Source organism: Ruegeria sp. BC6 (assembly GCF_056539185.1).
On the sequence record NZ_JBQFUM010000002.1, the window covers coordinates 380937 to 398273 of the forward strand.

Annotated in this window: 16 protein-coding genes; 9 read left to right on the top strand and 7 right to left on the bottom strand. The window is 62.3% G+C overall.

Features of this window, described 5'->3' with window-relative positions; translation table 11 throughout:
- On the bottom strand, window positions 1-957 hold the full coding sequence (locus ACR0MM_RS09355) for an NADPH:quinone oxidoreductase family protein (protein ID WP_480695785.1): 957 nt from the start codon (window positions 955-957) through the stop codon (window positions 1-3).
- Between the two features lie 301 nt (window positions 958-1258).
- Between ACR0MM_RS09355 and ACR0MM_RS09360 the strand changes: the two genes are divergently transcribed.
- The 3 genes from ACR0MM_RS09360 to ACR0MM_RS09370 all read left to right on the top strand — a co-directional run bounded on the left by ACR0MM_RS09360 (window position 1259) and on the right by ACR0MM_RS09370 (window position 3914).
- Window positions 1259-1630, top strand: coding sequence for a helix-turn-helix domain-containing protein (locus ACR0MM_RS09360; RefSeq protein WP_170404629.1), 372 nt, complete (start codon window positions 1259-1261; stop codon window positions 1628-1630).
- Window positions 1631-1674: 44 nt separating this feature from the next.
- Entirely contained in the window at window positions 1675-2466 is a 792-nt protein-coding gene (gene hisN / locus ACR0MM_RS09365) for a histidinol-phosphatase (protein WP_480695788.1), read from the top strand.
- A gap of 113 nt (window positions 2467-2579) precedes the next feature.
- Window positions 2580-3914 (top strand): 8-oxoguanine deaminase, encoded by a 1335-nt coding sequence (locus ACR0MM_RS09370; protein WP_480695790.1) that lies wholly within the window; start codon window positions 2580-2582, stop codon window positions 3912-3914.
- Between the two features lie 7 nt (window positions 3915-3921).
- On the opposite strand, the gene guaD is transcribed toward ACR0MM_RS09370, so the two are convergent.
- Window positions 3922-5211, bottom strand: coding sequence for a guanine deaminase (guaD, locus tag ACR0MM_RS09375; protein WP_480695792.1), 1290 nt, complete (start codon window positions 5209-5211; stop codon window positions 3922-3924).
- 138 nt (window positions 5212-5349) lie between these two features.
- Between guaD and mgtE the strand changes: the two genes are divergently transcribed.
- Together mgtE and ACR0MM_RS09385 are read left to right on the top strand one after the other, a co-directional pair.
- On the top strand, window positions 5350-6744 hold the full coding sequence (gene mgtE, locus ACR0MM_RS09380) for a magnesium transporter (protein WP_170357218.1): 1395 nt from the start codon (window positions 5350-5352) through the stop codon (window positions 6742-6744).
- Window positions 6741-7298, top strand: a complete 558-nt coding sequence (locus ACR0MM_RS09385) for a 5-formyltetrahydrofolate cyclo-ligase (RefSeq protein ID WP_170460458.1) — start codon at window positions 6741-6743, stop codon at window positions 7296-7298. Before mgtE ends, ACR0MM_RS09385 begins: the two co-directional genes overlap by 4 nt.
- A 3-nt stretch (window positions 7299-7301) precedes the next feature.
- On the opposite strand, the gene ACR0MM_RS09390 is transcribed toward ACR0MM_RS09385, so the two are convergent.
- Window positions 7302-7532 (bottom strand): putative hemolysin, encoded by a 231-nt coding sequence (locus ACR0MM_RS09390; RefSeq protein ID WP_170460460.1) that lies wholly within the window; start codon window positions 7530-7532, stop codon window positions 7302-7304.
- A gap of 130 nt (window positions 7533-7662) precedes the next feature.
- On the opposite strand from ACR0MM_RS09390, the gene ACR0MM_RS09395 reads away from it, so the two are divergent.
- From ACR0MM_RS09395 to ACR0MM_RS09405, 3 genes are all read left to right on the top strand, one after another.
- Window positions 7663-8475: a TIGR00282 family metallophosphoesterase gene (locus ACR0MM_RS09395; RefSeq protein WP_170357221.1), complete on the top strand. Its 813-nt coding sequence runs from the start codon at window positions 7663-7665 to the stop codon at window positions 8473-8475.
- Between the two features lie 90 nt (window positions 8476-8565).
- Window positions 8566-10344 carry an SLC13 family permease gene (locus tag ACR0MM_RS09400; RefSeq protein ID WP_170365626.1) on the top strand — a complete coding sequence of 593 codons (1779 nt, stop codon included), beginning with the start codon at window positions 8566-8568 and terminating at the stop codon, window positions 10342-10344.
- 99 nt (window positions 10345-10443) lie between these two features.
- Window positions 10444-11181 (top strand): YbaY family lipoprotein, encoded by a 738-nt coding sequence (locus ACR0MM_RS09405; RefSeq protein ID WP_480695794.1) that lies wholly within the window; start codon window positions 10444-10446, stop codon window positions 11179-11181.
- Window positions 11182-11194: 13 nt separating this feature from the next.
- Here ACR0MM_RS09405 and ACR0MM_RS09410 read toward each other — a convergent pair whose 3' ends face one another.
- From ACR0MM_RS09410 to ACR0MM_RS09425, 4 genes are all read right to left on the bottom strand, one after another.
- Window positions 11195-12856 carry an FAD-binding dehydrogenase gene (locus tag ACR0MM_RS09410; protein ID WP_170371602.1) on the bottom strand — a complete coding sequence of 554 codons (1662 nt, stop codon included), beginning with the start codon at window positions 12854-12856 and terminating at the stop codon, window positions 11195-11197.
- A gap of 11 nt (window positions 12857-12867) precedes the next feature.
- Window positions 12868-13725 carry a bile acid:sodium symporter family protein gene (locus ACR0MM_RS09415; protein ID WP_170369497.1) on the bottom strand — a complete coding sequence of 286 codons (858 nt, stop codon included), beginning with the start codon at window positions 13723-13725 and terminating at the stop codon, window positions 12868-12870.
- Window positions 13726-13797: 72 nt separating this feature from the next.
- Window positions 13798-14532 (bottom strand): glutamine amidotransferase, encoded by a 735-nt coding sequence (locus ACR0MM_RS09420; RefSeq protein ID WP_170371600.1) that lies wholly within the window; start codon window positions 14530-14532, stop codon window positions 13798-13800.
- A 40-nt stretch (window positions 14533-14572) separates the two neighbouring features.
- Window positions 14573-16345 carry an SLC13 family permease gene (locus tag ACR0MM_RS09425; RefSeq protein ID WP_170365637.1) on the bottom strand — a complete coding sequence of 591 codons (1773 nt, stop codon included), beginning with the start codon at window positions 16343-16345 and terminating at the stop codon, window positions 14573-14575.
- A 110-nt stretch (window positions 16346-16455) separates the two neighbouring features.
- Here ACR0MM_RS09425 and ACR0MM_RS09430 point away from each other — a divergent pair, with 110 nt between their 5' ends.
- Window positions 16456-17196, top strand: a complete 741-nt coding sequence (locus tag ACR0MM_RS09430) for a YebC/PmpR family DNA-binding transcriptional regulator (protein ID WP_170340180.1) — start codon at window positions 16456-16458, stop codon at window positions 17194-17196.
- Window positions 17197-17337 lie beyond the last annotated feature (141 nt).

Sequence of the window (17337 nt, forward strand, 5' to 3'; positions counted from 1 at the left end):
TCAGATCGTGATGACGACTTTCCCGGTCGACTTTCGTTCCTTGAGCAGAGCCATGCCCTGCGCCACTTCGGACAACGGCAGGGTATGGCTGATATGGGGCCGGATGCGTCCCTCGGAATGCCAGGCGAAGAGGGTCTCAAAGCTGGTGCGAACGACCTCGGGCCGGAACCTCAGATAGCCACCGATGTAGAACCCGATCACGGTCAGGTTCTTCACCAGCAAGTGATTGGCCGGTATCTGCGGGACTTCGCCGCCGGCAAAACCTATCGGCAGCAGGCGGCCTTCGGGATTGGTCGCCCGGAAGGCAGCCTTGAATACATCGCCACCGATGGCGTCATAGACAACGTCTGCGCCGCCCAATGCCAGCACGCGCTCGCGCAGATCTTCGTCCGCGTCGATCAGGTGATCGGCCCCGGCCGCGCGGGCGACCGCCAGTTTGTCGGCGCCCCGGGCCTGTGCGATCACCGTCGCGCCCATCAGCTTGCCTATCTCGACTGCGGTCAACCCGACCCCGCCGGCGGCACCGGTCACCAAGAGGGTCTCGCCCGGCTGCAGTCGTGCCCGATGGTCCAGCGCCATATGGCTGGTTCCGTAGGCGATCTGGATGGCTGCCGCGTCTTCAAAGCTGCACGACTGGGGGATGAGTACGGCTCGGTCGGCGTCAAAAACCCCGTATTGCGCCAATCCACCCTGGCCTGAGTATACCGCGACCCGGTCTCCGGGCTTCAGATGGCTGACCCCTGCGCCGATCGCGTCTACGACCCCCGCAACCTCAAGCCCCAGTGTGAAAGGGGCCGCTGGCGTATCCTGGTACGTGCCCTTCTGCATCAGAAGATCGGCAAAGTTCAGCCCGCAGGCGCGAATTGCCACGCGGATCTGGCCTTCGGCGGGTGCGGGAACGGGTAACTCGTGCAATTTGGCCTGCTCGCCGGCAGACTGGATCTGGTAGGCCAGCATCTCAAATCTCCATGTTGGCGCCATTGATCGGGGCCGCCCCTGACTTGTCAATCATTCCGGAAGGGAATGGCCGGGTCGTCTTTGTCGCACTGGCCAAATCGTGCACAACCGTAAACCTTCCTTCAGGCGCGCAGATTCAACCATCTTGAAAATTTTCCAAAAAGCGGCAATATTGCTTGTCAGTGCTGTTTCGGGGGGCACGTTCCGTATTAGAGAGTTCTTTAAAAGCGTCTCGCTAGTGTGCGGTCATGGTTCAGTTAGCGTTTTCCCGGGCGGTTGTGTGTAACAGAGGAGAATACCAATGACCCATCACGTCGATGTCCATGTGGGCAAGCGCGTACGGCATCGCCGCTGGTTGATTGGCATGACGCAGCAGCAGCTGGCACAGCAGGTCGGTATCAAGTTCCAGCAGATCCAGAAATACGAAACCGGGGCCAACCGCATCAGCGCATCACGCCTTTGGGACATTGCCGAAGCTCTGGACGTTCCGGTCAGCTTTTTCTTTGAAGGTCTGGAGGACGCCCAGAAGGAAGACACGGGCAAAAAATCGGTTCCTGCTGACCTGATGGGCGACAAGGAAGCGTTGGATCTGGTTCGGTCCTACTACGCGATCCCGGAAAACCAGCGCCGGCGCCTGTTTGAGCTTGCGCGCGTTCTCAGCGACGTGGCCTGAGACCGGGACTTGACTTCGCACAGGGCTGAGCGCACCAGTGGCGCATGACCAAAGCCTCTGCAAGTGACCTTGATGTTGCCGAGAAAATGGCCGACGCGGCGCGTGCGGCCATTTTGCCGTATTTTCGCCAGTCGAATCTTGAAACCGCAAACAAGCTGCAAGGCGGGTATGACCCGGTGACCGTGGCTGATCGCGCAGCCGAACAGGCCATGCGATCCGTTTTGGCCGAGTTGCGCCCCGACGACGGCATCTTGGGCGAAGAGTACGGTGCGGTCGAAGGCAAATCGGGGCGAACCTGGGTGTTGGACCCGATCGACGGCACCCGCGGTTTCGTCAGCGGCACACCGACATGGGGCGTTCTGATCGCGCTAGGCGACGATAGCGGGCCGATCATGGGGGTGATTGACCAACCCTATATCGGCGAACGGTTTGTGGGTCTTGCAGACGGTGCGTTCATGACCGGTCCTCTGGGCAGAACCAGCTTGGCGACCCGCCGGACGGACGCCTTGCGGGACGCAATCCTGTTCACGACATTCCCCGAAGTTGGCACGACCGCCGAAGGAGACGCCTTTCGCGCCGTGGCCGGACAGGTGCAACTGACGCGCTACGGCATGGATTGCTACGCATACGCGCTGCTGGCGGCCGGGCAGGTCGACCTGGTGATCGAGGCTGGACTGAACGCGTATGACATTCAGGCCCCGATCGCGGTGATCGAGGCGGCTGGCGGCGTCGTGACCGACTGGCAGGGCGGGCCGGCACATCAGGGGGGGCGGGCACTGGCGGCTGCGAACCCTGAGATCCACGCCGCGGCCCTCGAGATTCTGCGCGACTTCTGACGACGGTTGCCGCTGCGGCCGCGATTGACTAGGGTCAGAGCGCCGGTTCTTGCGCCCGTTTTCCACCGGCACACGCATTTCTGGCATGAGGCGGGCAGATGCAGGAGTGCGAGATGCCCGAAATCCTTCTTAGAAACGCCGATGCGATCCTGACCATGGACGACAACCGGCAAGAACTGGCCGGCGCCGATTTGCTGATCTGTGACGGGCAAATTGCCCGCATCGGCCAAGGATTGACCACCGCCGGAGATGTGCATGACCTCAGCGGCTGTGTCGTGACGCCGGGGTTGGTCAATACCCACCACCATCTCTACCAGACGCTGACCCGAGCTGTTCCCGCGGGCCAAGATGCGCTGCTGTTTGGCTGGCTGCAGACGCTCTATCCGATCTGGGCGCGGTTCGGTCCTGACGAAATGTTCACTTCGGCTCAGATCGGTCTGGCCGAGTTGGCCTTGTCGGGCTGTACACTCAGTTCCGACCATCTGTACCTGTATCCGAATGGGTCACGCTTGGATGACACGATCGCGGCCGCTGCAGAGGTGGGGCTGCGGTTCCATCCGACCCGCGGCGCGATGAGCATTGGCGAAAGCGACGGCGGTCTGCCGCCCGATACGTTGGTCGAGGCTGAGCCCGACATCCTAAATGACATGATCCGTGTGGTCGATGCGTTCCATGACCCGTCCGAAGGCTCAATGTGCAGGGTTGGACTTGCGCCCTGTTCGCCCTTCTCGGTCAGTCGGGATCTGATGCGCGACGCCGCACTGCTGGCGCGGGACAAGGGGGTCATGCTGCACACCCATCTGGCGGAAAACGACGAGGATATCCTGTATTCAGAATCCCAGTTCGGCTGTCGACCCGGCCAGTATGCCGAGGAACTTGGCTGGACCGGCCCCGATGTCTGGCACGCCCATTGCGTGAAGCTGGACGGGGCAGAGATCGACCTGTTCTCGCGGTCACGCACTGGGGTTGCGCACTGTCCCTGCTCGAATTGCCGTCTGGGCTCGGGGATCGCGCCGGTGCGCGCGATGCGTGACAACGGGGTCAGGGTTGGCCTGGGCGTTGACGGTTCTGCAAGCAACGACAGCGGCAAGCTGATGGCCGAGGCGCGGCAGGCGATGCTTCTGCAACGTGTGGCAAACGGTGCCGATGCCATGTCGGCGCGCGAAGCTCTGGAAATCGCGACGCGGGGTGGGGCAGACGTGCTGAACCGGCCGGACTGCGGCCGCCTGATGCCGGGCAAACGTGCCGATATCGCTGTTTGGGACACAAGGGGTGTGGAATGCGCGGGCAGTTGGGACCCGGCCGCCCTGCTGCTGGCAGGTCCGGTGCACGTCAAACACCTGTTTGTCGAGGGTCGACAGGTCGTTCGGGACGGCAACATTGCCACATTCGACCTGCCGCGCGCGATCGAACGGCAGAACAGGTTGGCCCTCGCATTGCAGGGCTGATCTGCCTTCAGGTCGAAACGCGCCGTCCGCCAATCCACACATCGGCGATGGCGCGGTCATCGCCCATCATGATAGTCGGGAACACCGCCTCCCAAAGGGACTCGGCATTGGCCTCTCGCTGGGCAATCGCGGGGGTCGAGGCGAGGTCGAGCACGATCAGGTCCGCCTCCATTCCGGGGGCGATATTGCCGATGCGGTCATCCATCCGCAGCGACCTGGCCGAGCCTGCGGTGCCCAGCCACAGCAGTTGCGCCGGGTGCAGCGGATGTCCGCGCAATTGGCCGATTTCATAGGCGGCCGCCATGGTCCGCAACATGGAAAAGCTGGAGCCGCCGCCGGTGTCGGTTGCCAGGCCGATACGATGGCCATCCCGCATCAGCCCGTGCATATCAAACAAACCCGAACCGATGAACGTGTTCGAGGTGGGGCAATGGATGAGCGACGCATCGACCTCACGCAGGCGGTCTCGCTCGCGCGGTTCCAGATGGATCACGTGGCCATAGAGGCCATTCGCGCCGAGCAGTCCGAACTTTTCATAGGTGTCCAGGTAGTCACGCGCCTCGGGGAACAGCGACCGAACCCATTCGATTTCGTCCGTCTGCTCGCTGAGATGCGTCTGCATGAGACAGTCCGGGTGTTCTGCCCACAGCGCGCCCATCGCCTCAAGCTGTTCGGGGGTCGAGGTCGGGGAAAACCGCGGCGTGATCGCATAGGCTATCCGGTCGACACCTTGCCATTTTTCGATCAGAGCCTTGGACTGGTCATAGGCTGTTTGGGCCGTGTCCCGAAGACCTTCGGGCGCGTTGCGGTCCATGCAGGTCTTGCCGGCCACGACACGCTGACCGCGCTGCTGGGCGGCCGTGAAAAAGGCATCGACGCTTTCAGGATGAATGGTGCAGAAACTGCACATGGTCGTGGTGCCGTGTGCGGCGGTCAGGTCAAGATACCGGTTCGAAATCTCGGCTGCGTAGTCTGCATCACCGAACTTCATCTCTTCTGGAAAAGTGTAGGTGTTCAGCCAATCAATCAGCCGTTTGCCCCAACTCGCGATCATCGCCGTTTGGGGGTAGTGGACATGGGGGTCGATTAAACCAGCCAGGATCAGGTTTTCGCCATGATGGTGAATGGCGGCCTCGGGGTGCGCGGTTTGCAGGTCAGCGGTACTTCCCAACTCCCGGATTTTCCCGCCCTCGATCAGAACGGCTTCGTGCAGCCGGACCGCCTGATCCGGTTGCGTTTCGAAGGGGGAGCGTTCGAAACTCAGTACGCGCCCTGTCAGAAGCGTCTTTTGCGCCATCCGCCGTGATCTCCGCCTTGGTGAATCCGGCTTGCAGCATAGGCATGTGAAAGATGCGGGTAAATCGCACCATTGTCATTGTTTTCCGGTAGCAGCTTCTTCTATTTAGGGGCCAATTCCCAGAACAAGGGGCAGCGCATGACGACCGGCACCGAAGACAACAGAACCGACCCCTCCCGCGATGATGACGTCTATGCGCTGGACCGGCGAACGGTGGCCGCAATCCTTTACGCCGTGGATGTCGAGGATCGCGAGAAGCTGATCGAGCTGATGGAGCCCCTGCACGCGGCCGATATTGCCGACCTTCTGGAACAGATCAACCCCTACGACCGGGCGCGGCTGATCCGCCTGTATGACCGGGAATTCGACGGGGACATTCTGTCTGAACTGGACGAATCCGTCCGCGAAGAGGTCATTGGAGTTCTGCGGCCCGACGTTCTGGCCGAGGCCGTACGAGAGATGGAAAGCGACGATGTCGTGGACCTTCTGGAGGATCTGGAGGAGCCGCAGCAGGAAGCGGTGCTGGAGGCCCTTGAGGCCTCGGAACGGATCGCGGCCCTGCAGGCGCTGGCCTATCCCGAGAACTCGGCAGGCCGACTGATGCAGCGCGAAGTGGTCATGGCTCCCGATCATTGGACGGTGGGGCAGGCAATCGACTACATGCGCTCGCAGGACGATCTGCCCGAGCAGTTTTATCACGTTGTTCTGGTCGATCCGCGGCTGAAGCCGGTGGCGCAAGTCATGTTGGGCAAGTTGATGGCCGCGCGGCGCGATACCAAGTTGCAGGACATCGCCGAGGACGAGTTCCACATCATCCCGGTCGATCAGGATGAAGAAGACGTTGCCTATGCTTTCAACCAATACCACCTGATTTCCGCGCCGGTGGTGGACAGTGACAAACGGCTGGTCGGGGTCATCACGATTGACGACGCGATGGCCGTTCTGGATGAAGAGATCGAGGAAGACATGCTGCGACTGGCAGGTGTCAGTGATGACAGCTCGATTTCAGACAGTGTTGCAGCGACCAGTCGTCGCCGTTTGCCCTGGCTGACGGTCAACCTGTGCACCGCCATTTGTGCCTCGCTGGTGATTTCACAGTTCGAGGCGGCAATCGAGCAGATCGTGGCGCTGGCAATTCTGATGCCCATCGTTGCCTCGATGGGTGGTAACGCCGGAACACAGTCTCTGACCGTTGCCGTGCGTGCGTTGGCGACCCGCGACCTGACGGGTTCGAACGTGGCGCGAGTCATCCGCCGAGAATTGCTGGTGGGCATGTTGAACGGGCTTTGCTTCGCCATCGTTCTGGGGACGGTGGGGATGATGTGGTTCGAATCCCCGCTGCTGGGTGTCGTGATCGGTTCCGCCTTGGTCGTGAACATGATCATCGCCGGGTTCGCGGGTACGGTAGTACCGGTGGTGCTGGATCGCCTGGGTGTAGACCCGGCATTGGCCTCGGGAACCTTCGTTACGACGACGACGGATGTGATGGGGTTCTTCATCTTTCTAGGGCTTGCAAGCGTGGTGCTGCTGTGACCGATCTGACTGAAATCAAGGCCGCAGCGCGCAAGGCTGCCTTTGCCCGACGCAAAGCGGCTTTCGACGCGGGGCCGCCGGCCGCCGCGGGCCGCCTGTCCGAGGTGCTGGCGGGATTTCGTGGCGTTCCCCTGTCTGGCTACATGCCGATCCGCACCGAAATCGACCCTCTCCCCGCGATGGCCGAGGCCGCAGCCTATGGTCCCGTGGGTGTTCCGGTCATCCAAGGCGCCGGACGGCCTCTGCGGTTTTCGCGCTGGACACCCGAAGGGCCGCTGAAAGATGGTCCATTTGGCGCCAAGGTGCCCGAGACGGACGACTATTTTGACCCTGAAATCCTGATCGTGCCCCTTGTGGCATTCGATCCGCAAGGCGGGCGATTGGGCTATGGGGGCGGGTTTTATGACCGCACGCTAGAAGGGCTACGCGCCAAACACCCGACATTGGCCATCGGTTTCGCCTTCGACGCGCAAGAGGCCGAAGCCTTGCCGCTGGAACCGACGGACCAGCCGCTGGACATGATCGTTACCGAGACCAGGGTCCTGACGTTTTAGGCGTCAGTTCTCAAAGTGGCTCCGCAGATAGTCCCAGGCATCAACCTCGGTTCCATCCTCAAGGATGCACACGCCGTATTCCGATCCATCGGAGTTCTTGCGGATCTGATACTCGCCGCCGTTTTCGATGCAGAAGGTCGCAGCCGGATTTGCCATTGTGGTCTTGGTTGTCGCGTGAGCAAAGCTGCCCGAGATAGCGAGAGAGACAGCTGCGGTCAGGACTATGCGTTTCATCGAAATCTCCGAGTGAAAAAAACCGATTGCGCCAGAATTGCAGGTTTCCACCGGAATTCAACCCGCATGCGGCCCGCGAATTGCATCGTTCCGCCTTGTTATTGCCGTTTGCAGGGCCTAGGACCGCGATATGAGAATCTTGTTCCTGGGTGACGTGATGGGGCGCGCGGGCCGCGCCGCCGTTCAACAGCATCTGCCCCGTCTGCGCGACGAGTGGCGGCTGGATTTCGTGGTGGTCAACGGCGAGAATGCCTCGAACGGCATGGGGTTGACCGGCGATCATGCCAAGCTGCTGTTGGAGTCAGGCGCAGATTGTCTGACGTTGGGCGACCACGCTTTCGACCAGAAAGACATGCTGCAATTCATCGAACGCGAACCCCGGATCGTGCGCCCTGTTAATTTCGCCAAGGGTGCTCCCGGTCGCGGACATCGACTGTTCACCGCGCCGGGCGGACGCAAGGTGTTGGTGGTTCAGGTGCTGGGACAGGTGTTCATGAAACGGCCGTTCGACGATCCGTTCTCGGCGGTGGAACCGATCCTGAAGTCTCACCCGCGGGGCGGTCAGGCGCAGGCCATCATCGTGGACATGCATTGCGAGGCGACTTCGGAGAAGATGGCCATGGGCCACTACTGCGACGGACGCGCCAGCCTTGTCGTGGGAACCCATACCCATGTTCCGACCGCCGATGCCCAGATCCTGCCCGGCGGCACCGCTTACCTGACCGATGCGGGCATGTGCGGCGACTATGACTCGGTAATCGGTATGGACAAGCAGGAGCCGATGCGCCGCTTCATCACGGGGATGCCCAAGGCTCGGTTCACCCCGGCCAATGGCGAAGCGACGCTAAGCGGCGTTTTCGTAGAGACTGATGACCGTGACGGGCAAGCCAAGACGATCAGCATGGTCCGGGTTGGCGGGCGCCTGCAGCAGGCAGCACCGTGAACGCACGTCAGGCTTGCTCTGCGGCCTGCAATACGTGAAACTGACTCTCAGGCGCTTGGGCCGGGACAGGTTTCGGACAGAACACCACGAATGCAACTCCTTCAATTGTCAGATATGGGCAGCGCGATACTTGCGCTGGCGGTTGTTGCGGGCATGTTCATCATGTTCATGCGCGAGGTCTATCCGACCGAGGTCGTTGCCATAGGCGGCGTTTCGGTGATGCTGGTCACCGGCGTGCTTCCCTATCAAAGCGCACTGGCGGTTCTGTCGAACCCGGCGCCTTGGACCATCGCGGCGATGTTCATCATCATGGGCGCCCTGGTCAGGACCGGTGCCCTGCACGCCTTTACAGCGACGGCGCAGAAACAGGCGCAGGTCAACCCGCGCATTGCCATCGGTCTGCTGATGGCATTTGTTGTCCTGGCCTCGGCGGTCGTCTCGAACACGCCCGTCGTCGTCGTGATGATCCCGGTGTTCATCCAGATTGCCCGCACCTTGAATATTTCGGCGTCCAAGCTGCTGATCCCGCTCAGCTACGCTGCGATTCTCGGCGGGACGCTGACCCTGATCGGAACCTCGACGAACCTGTTGGTCGATGGTGTGGCCCGGGCACAGGGCTTGCCGGCCTTTACGATTTTCGAGGTCACTCCGTTGGGCATCATTCTTGTCATCTACGGCATGATTTACCTGCGCTTCATCGCGCCGCGCCTTCTGCCCGAGCGTGACAGCATGGCAACCATGCTCAGCGATCGGTCGAAGATGAAATTCTTCACCGAGGCGGTCATTCCGCCCGACAGCAACCTGATCGGCCGTGAAGTGACCGGCGTGCAGCTGTTCAAACGTCCGGGTGTACGGCTCATCGACGTGATCCGCGGCGACGAGTCGTTGCGGCGGAACCTGAAAGGGGTCGAACTGAAGGTCGGTGACCGCGTGGTGTTGCGCACGGAAATGACCGAGCTGCTGAGCCTGCAAAGCAACAAGGAACTCAAGCGCGTTGATCAGGTTTCGGCAGTCGAAACACGTACGGTTGAGGTTCTGATTACCCCCGGTTGTCGCATGGTTGGGCGCACATTGGGCGCGTTGCGACTGCGTCGTCGTTATGGGGTTTACGTCTTGGCCGTGCACCGGCGCAATCAGAATATCGGGGGGCAACTTGACGATCTGGTCGTCCGGGTTGGTGATACGCTGCTGCTCGAAGGCTCGCCGGCCGATATCAGTAAACTGGCTGCAGACATGGACATGGTCGACGTCACCCAGCCATCGGCCCGCGCCTTCCGGCGCGGTCATGCTCCGATCGCGATTGCTGCGCTGATTGGGATCGTGGTGTTGGCGGCGCTTGGCGTGGCGCCGATTTTCCTGCTGTCGATTCTGGCGGTTGCGGTTGTGCTGCTGACGCGATGCATCGATGCGGACGAGGCGTTTTCTTTTGTCGAAGGCCGTCTGCTGGCGCTGATCTTTGCCATGCTGGCTATTGGGGCTGCGCTGGACAGCTCGGGTGCGGTCACCCTGATCGCCAACGCGATTGCTCCGTCCTTTGCCAACCTGCCGCCGTTCCTCATCGTTTGGGCCATCTATCTACTGACCTCTGTGCTGACCGAACTGGTCTCGAACAACGCCGTGGCGGTTGTCGTCACGCCGATCGCCATCGGTCTGGCGCAGGCTGTGGGGGTGGATCCGCGGCCGCTGGTGGTGGCGGTGATGGTCGCGGCTTCGGCCTCGTTCGCCACACCGATCGGATATCAGACCAACATGATGGTCTACGGCCCCGGCGGGTACCGGTTCACGGACTTCATGAAGGTCGGGATTCCGCTGAACCTGACGGTTGGATTGCTGGCTTCGCTGATCATCCCGTTCCTCTGGCCGCTTTGATCTCCGGCACGAATTTGCCGCTTGGAACTGAAAAACCTTGTAAAACGCGCTGATGTCCCGATCTTTTGTGCTGGAAACTGGTGACAAAGGGATCGGACAATGCAAACCGCAAAAAGCCTGCTGGCAGGAACCGCGTTGTGGGCAGCCGTGTGGGGCGCCGCCCAGGCGGGAACCGTTGAAGGCACAGCCACATATCGCGAACGGATCGCGGTTCCGCCCGGGGCAACCCTGTTCGTCGAACTGCAGGACGTTTCACTGGCTGACGCGCCAGCCGTCACGCTGGCTGCGCAACGCTATGCTTTGACGGGCGTGCCTGCCCAGTTCGCGCTGACCTATGACGACGCGTTGATTCAGGATCGGCACCGCTATGTGGTGCGAGCCTCGGTGCATCAGGACGGTAAGCTGCTGTTCACCACCGATACCACTTACCCGGTTCTGACCAACGACGCCGGAAACTCGGTCGATCTGGTCATGGTCAAGGTTCAGGAACGGGGCGCGGCGATGCTTGAGAACACGCAATGGACCGCAACCGAGTTGAACGGTGTTGCGCTGGACACCGAGAAACGTCCGCAGATTACCTTTGCCGAGGGCGGAGCCTTTGGGGGAACAGGCGGTTGCAACCGGTTCAGTGGACAGGCCGAGATATCGGGTAAGTCGATGTCCTTCCCCGACAACATGGCCGCCACTCTGATGGCCTGCCCGCCGCCGCTGGACGAGGTTGAGCGGGAATTCCTTGCCGCTCTCCCAAAGGTCGCAAGCTTTGTTCAGCGCGGGGACACTCTGGTTCTGCTCGATGCGGCAGGTGAACCGGTTCTGCAGTTCCGCCGCGACCAATAATGCCCAAGGGCCGTCAGGCGACGGCCCTCGACCGCCCGGCATTGCGGCCCGAGAAGATGCATCCGCCCAGGAACGTGCCCTCGAGCGCGTTGTAGCCGTGATAGCCCCCGCCGCCGAAACCCGCGACTTCGCCGGCCGCGAACAGGCCGGGCACCATGTGGCCGTCCGCCCCGATCATCTGACTGTCCAGATTGGTCTGCAAACCACCCAGCGTCTTGCGGGTCAGCACATGCAGCTTGACCGCGATCAGCGGGCCGTTTTTCGGATCGAGGAACTTGTGCGGTTTGGCGGTGCGGATCAGCTTGTCACCGCGATAGTTCCGCGCCGCCAGGATCGCCATCATCTGAGCATCTTTCGAGAACGGATTGTCCACCTGTGAATCGCGGGCTTCGATCTGGGCGCGCAGATGCGCCTCGTCGATCAGGCCGCCGCCCAGATGGTTCATCCCGTTCACCAATTCGGTCAGCGTGTTGGCGACGACGAAATCCTCGCCCTTTTCCTTGAACGCTTCGACCGGCCCGGTGGCCTTCGACCCCGAGAGGACCCGCTGGCGGATGACCTCCTTCCAGCTGCCCGAGGTGAAATCGGGGTTCTGTTCCGACCCGGACAGCGCGAATTCCTTCTTGATGACCTTCTGGGTCAGAACGAACCAGCTGTATTCATAGCCGGTTTTCAGGATCTCGCGCAGGGTGCCCAGCGTGTCGAACCCGGGCAGGCAGGGGGGCTGCAGCCGGTTGCCGCGCGCATCGAACCACATGGAGCTGGGGCCGGGCAGGATGCGGATACCATGCGCGGGCCAGATCGGGTTCCAGTTGCGCACGCCTTCGGTGTAGTGCCACATTCGGTCGCCGTTGATCACGTGGCCGCCGGCCTTTTCACTGATCGCGATCATCCGACCATCCACATGGAAGGGCACACCCGCCACCATGTCCTTGGGCGGTTCGCCCAAGCGGTCGCGGGGCCAACTCTGGCGCACCATCTCGAAATTGCCGCCGATCCCGCCCGAGGTGACGATGACCGATGGGGCGTAGACCTCGAACTCGCCCACTTCGTCGCGGTTGGTCTTGCCGCCGCGCTGGGCCGCGTCATCGGCCAGAACCTCACCCGAGACGCCCTTGGCCTCGCCGTTCTGCATGATGATGTGGCTGACCTGATGGCGGAACTTCAACTGGATCAGGCCGGCGCTGACATGCTCGCGGACCCGGCGGATGAAATGCTCCAGCACACCCGGGCCGGTGCCCCAGGTGATATGGAACCGCGGGACCGAGTTGCCGTGACCGTCGGCATAGGACCCGCCGCGTTCCGCCCAGCCGACCACGGGAAACCAGCGCAGGCCCATCTGGTGCAGCCAGGGGCGCATCTCGCCGGCGGCAAATTCGACATAGGCCTCGGCCCATTTGCGGGGCCAGGCGTCCTCGTCCCGGTCGAACTGGGCGCTGCCCATCCAGTCGCGCAGGGCCAGGTCGCGGCTGTCGCGGATACCCATACGGCGCTGCTCGGGCGTGTCGACCATGAACAGGCCGCCAAGGCTCCAGAATGCCTGACCGCCCAGGAAATGCTCGGGTTCCTGGTCCAGCACGATCACCTTCTTGCCGCGGTCACCCAGTTCGGCTGCCGCGGCCAACCCGGCCAGCCCGCCGCCCACGACGATCGCATCAGCAGTGTTTTCGGTCATGCTCTGTCCTTTCAGCGGTTGCGGTACCAGGCGATGAAGGGGATCGCGACGGCGTACATGGTGATCCCGTAGACGGCCGAGGGCAGGGCCAGCGGGCTGAAGCCGCTTTCGGTTCCGGTGATCAGGGCCGCCAGCGTGATGCCCAGGGTCGAGTTCTGGATGCCGGTTTCGATCGAGATGGTCTTGGCCTCATTCCACGACAGTTTCGCCGCCCGCGCCAGCCCCAACCCGATCAGCAGCAGCGCGAGGTTCAGCGAGATCAGCCCGGCGCCCATGATGCCCAGATTGTCGACGAACAGCTGCCAGTTTCCAGCCAGCGCGGCGATCACGATCAACACGAACAGGATGGTGGCCAGTTTCGAAAGGGGGCCGTCGATCCGGTCGGCAAAACCGGTTGCAAAATGGCGCAGGCCAACGCCGATGGCGACGGGCAGTGTAGTGATCAGGAACATCGCCAGCGCCAGACCGCTGATCGACACTTCGGGTGCGTCCTCGCCCATGAAGTGGTCGATCGACCAGGCCGCCAGAACCGGCACCGTGACGATCGACAGCAGGCTGATCACCGCCGTCAGGCTGACCGACAGCGCCACATCGGCCTTCGCCAGTTTCGACAGGATGTTGCTGGTGACGCCGCCCGGGCAAAAGCTGAGCAGCATGAACCCGACCGCAATTGCCGGCGGCAGGGCAAACATTTTGACCGTGGCAAAGGCCGCGACCGGCAGCAGAACGACCTGGCAGACCGCGCCGATCGCAAACGGATAACGCCGACTGATCACGCGCCGGAAATCCGCCGCCTCAAGCCCGATGCCCAAAGACAGCATGATGATGGCCAGCGAAACCGGCAGGCCCACGTTTATCAGAAGATCCAAAACAACCCCTCCCAAAGTCGTTTCGGTCCAACCTAAGCGCGCGGTCCCCGGTCAGGCAACCGCGCCGTTGGGTCACCCGTAGCGCTGGGCGAAACGGCGCAGGATTTCGCCGGGCTGCGTGACCTCGGCCGCGTGGCAGCGTTCGATCAGCGGCTGGGCGTCCTCGGGACGGAAATAGCCGTGGTCCTTGTAGATGTGGATGCGCTGCTCAAAGTCCTTGGCGTCGGCTTCGGGGTGGAACTGCGTGGCATAGACATTCTGGCCCCAGCGGATCATCTGGAACGGGCAGGGGTCTGACGCGACCAGATGCACGCAGCCCGCGGGCAGGGCCTGCACTGCCTCTTTGTGACCGACGAAGGCATCGAAGTCGGGCTCGAGCCCGGCGGTCAGCGGGTCGCGGGCGCCATCCTCGGTCAGGTGGCAGCGCGACGGGCCGACCGGCTCGCCATAGCGGTCCTTGCTGACCGGCGCGCCCAGATGCGCGGCCAGAATGCCCAGGCCATAGCAGCAGCCCATGAAAGGATGATCGTGCGCCGTGATCTGCGGCATCAGCCCCATGATCGCGCCCTCGATTCGGGCATCCATCTGAGATTTGCTGGCCGGGTCGTCGCTGACGCAGCCCGGCCCGCCGCCCACGATCACGCCAGCATAGTCGGTCACGTCAAGACCTTCGGGCAGGGCCTCGCAATCCAGACGGATGCGGTGGGTACGCTCGGGTGTCAGCCCGGACCGGTTCAGGATCGAGGCATATTCGGCGTCCGAGGCATCGGTCTCGGGGCGCAGCTGCAGGATCAGAAAGCGTTTCATGCGCTGCCCTTAGCGCGCGGTCCGGCAGTCACGCAAGCCCTCACAGCGGCCAGAACACGAGGATCGCCGGGACCGAAACCGCCACGATCAGAATTTCCAGCGGCAGGCCCATACGCCAATAGTCGCCAAAACGATAGCCGCCGGGCCCCAGCACCAGCGTATTGTTTTTGTGCCCGATCGGGGTGAGGAACGCCGCCGAGGCGGCCACCGCCACCGTCATCAGGAACGGATCGGGTGAAACCTCGAGCGTGCGCGCCATCTGGATGCCCACCGGCGCGGCCACGATGGCGGTTGCTGTGTTGTTCAGCACGTCCGACAGCGTCATGGTCACGACCATCAGAACCGTCAGGATGGCCCATGCCGGCAGGCCGTCGGTCAGTTGGACCAGCGCGTTCGCGATCAGTTCCGTCCCACCCGAGCTTTCCAGCGCGCTGCCCAGCGGGATCATCGAGCCCAGCAGGACCACGACCGGCCATTCGATCTGATTGTAGATCTCGGTAATCGGGATGATCTTGGTCAGGACATAGGCGATCACTACAAGCCCCAGCGCAATGGGCAGGTAGATCAGGCCGATGCTGGCGGCCAGAACGGCAGCGGCGAACAGGCCGATGGCCAGCCACGCTTTGTCATTCGCGGTCACGTTCAGGCCGCGTTGGGCCAGAGGCAGGCAGCCGAGCCACTCGGTCACGTCCGCGCCCCGGTCGCGCGGGCACAGCAACAGCAGGATGTCGCCCGGCTGTACCTCGGTCTTGCGGACCTGTTGGGTGATGCGCCGGCCCTGGCGGGAAATGCCCATCAGGATCGTGTTCTGCCGCCAGGCCAGCCCCAGCCCCTGTGCCGTTCGGCCATTGATGCGGGCGCTTTCGGGTACGACGACTTCGATCACCTCCAACCCGTCGCCGGCCGCGGTCAGCAGCTCTTGCCGGCGGGCATCCGAGAAATCCAGGTTCAGCGCGGCACGGAACTCGTCCAGCGCCTCGGGGCTGGCTTCCAGCACCAGCGCGTCGCCTTCCTGAAGGATCGCGTTTGCTGCGCGGCCATAGCGGCGCTTGCCGTCCCGGATCAGGCCGATGATGGCGACGTCGGATTTCTCGGCGACCTCGTCCAGCTCGGCGACGCGCTTGCCGATATGGGGAGACTCAGCCGGGATTGTCAGTTCAGCGATATATTCCGCCAGCGTTTCCGAACTCTCGGTCTGTTCGCCGCGGTTGGGGATCAGTCGCCAGCCGATCAGGGCGACGAAGGCCAGACCTGCGATGGCCGCCAGCCCGCCAACCGGGGCGAAATCGAACATGTGGAACGGCTCGCCCAGGGTTTCCTGTCGGATCGACGCGATGATGATGTTGGGCGGTGTGCCGATCAACGTGGCCATGCCGCCCAGAATGGTGGCAAAGCTCAGCGGCATCAGCGTCAGCCCAACCGAACGCCCCGCCTTGCGCGCGGTCTGAATGTCGACAGGCATCAGCAGCGCAAGCGCCGCCACGTTGTTCATGAAGGCGGACAGAACCGCTCCGATCCCGCCCATCAAAGCGATATGCGCGCCGAGGCCCCGCGAGGCATCGACCAGCGTGCGGGTGATCAGGAACACCGCACCCGACCGCACCAACCCGGCCGAGACCACAAGCACCAGCGCCACGATGATCGTGGCCGGATGGCCGAACCCTGCAAAGGCTTTGTCAACCGGAACAACACCCAGGATCACGCCGACCATCAAGGCGGCAAACGCCACAAGGTCGTAGCGGAACCGCCCCCAAAGCAGCAGACCGAATACGGTGATAAAGAGTGCAAAGAGAATGATCTGATCTGTCGTCATTGGGCCACCATAAAAGAGCTGACTGCACGAGCAAGCGGGTGTCTTGATCCTTTGCCCCGCAAACGTCTATATGTGCGCCGAATACGCAATCACGATTACGAGGACGCAACATGGCAGGCCACTCAAAATGGGCCAACATCCAGCACCGCAAGGGGCGCCAGGACGCCGCGCGGTCCAAGCTGTTTTCCAAGCTGTCGAAAGAGATCACCGTGGCCGCCAAGATGGGCGACCCCGATCCCGACAAGAACCCGCGCTTGCGTCTGGCGGTCAAAGAGGCCAAGTCGAACTCGGTGCCGAAGGACGTGATCGAACGCGCGATCAAGAAATCCCAGGCGGGCGACGGTGAGGATTACGAAGAAATCCGGTACGAAGGCTATGGTCCCAACGGTGTCGCCGTGATCGTCGAGGCGATGACCGACAACCGCAACCGTACTGCGTCGAACGTGCGTTCGACCTTTTCCAAGAATGGCGGAAATCTGGGCGAGACCGGCTCGGTCGGGTTCATGTTCGACCGGAAAGGCGAAGTGATTTATCCCGCATCGGCCGGCGATGCCGACACGATCTTCGAGGCGGCCATCGAGGCTGGGGCAGAGGATGTGGAAAGCTCGGAAGACGGTCATATCATCTGGTGCGCGGATACCGACCTGAACGAAGTGTCCAGTGCGCTCGAGGCGGCTCTGGGTGAATCTGAATCCACCAAGCTGGTGTGGAAACCCACGACCACCACCGAACTGGGCCTTGAGGACATGCAGCGCCTGATGAAGCTGGTCGAGGCGCTTGAGGACGATGACGACGTTCAGCGCGTGACCACCAATTTCGAGGCCACCGACGAGGTGATGGCGCAACTCTAAGCGTCGCACTCGGTAGTTTTTGGAGCCCGGCCGAACACGGCCGGGTTTCTTTTTTTGCCTGCGTCGCAGTTGGTCCTTGGCGCATGTGGGTACTGCGCATACCCTTAGGGTTGAACCGCGCAAAAAGGAGCTGGCAGAGAC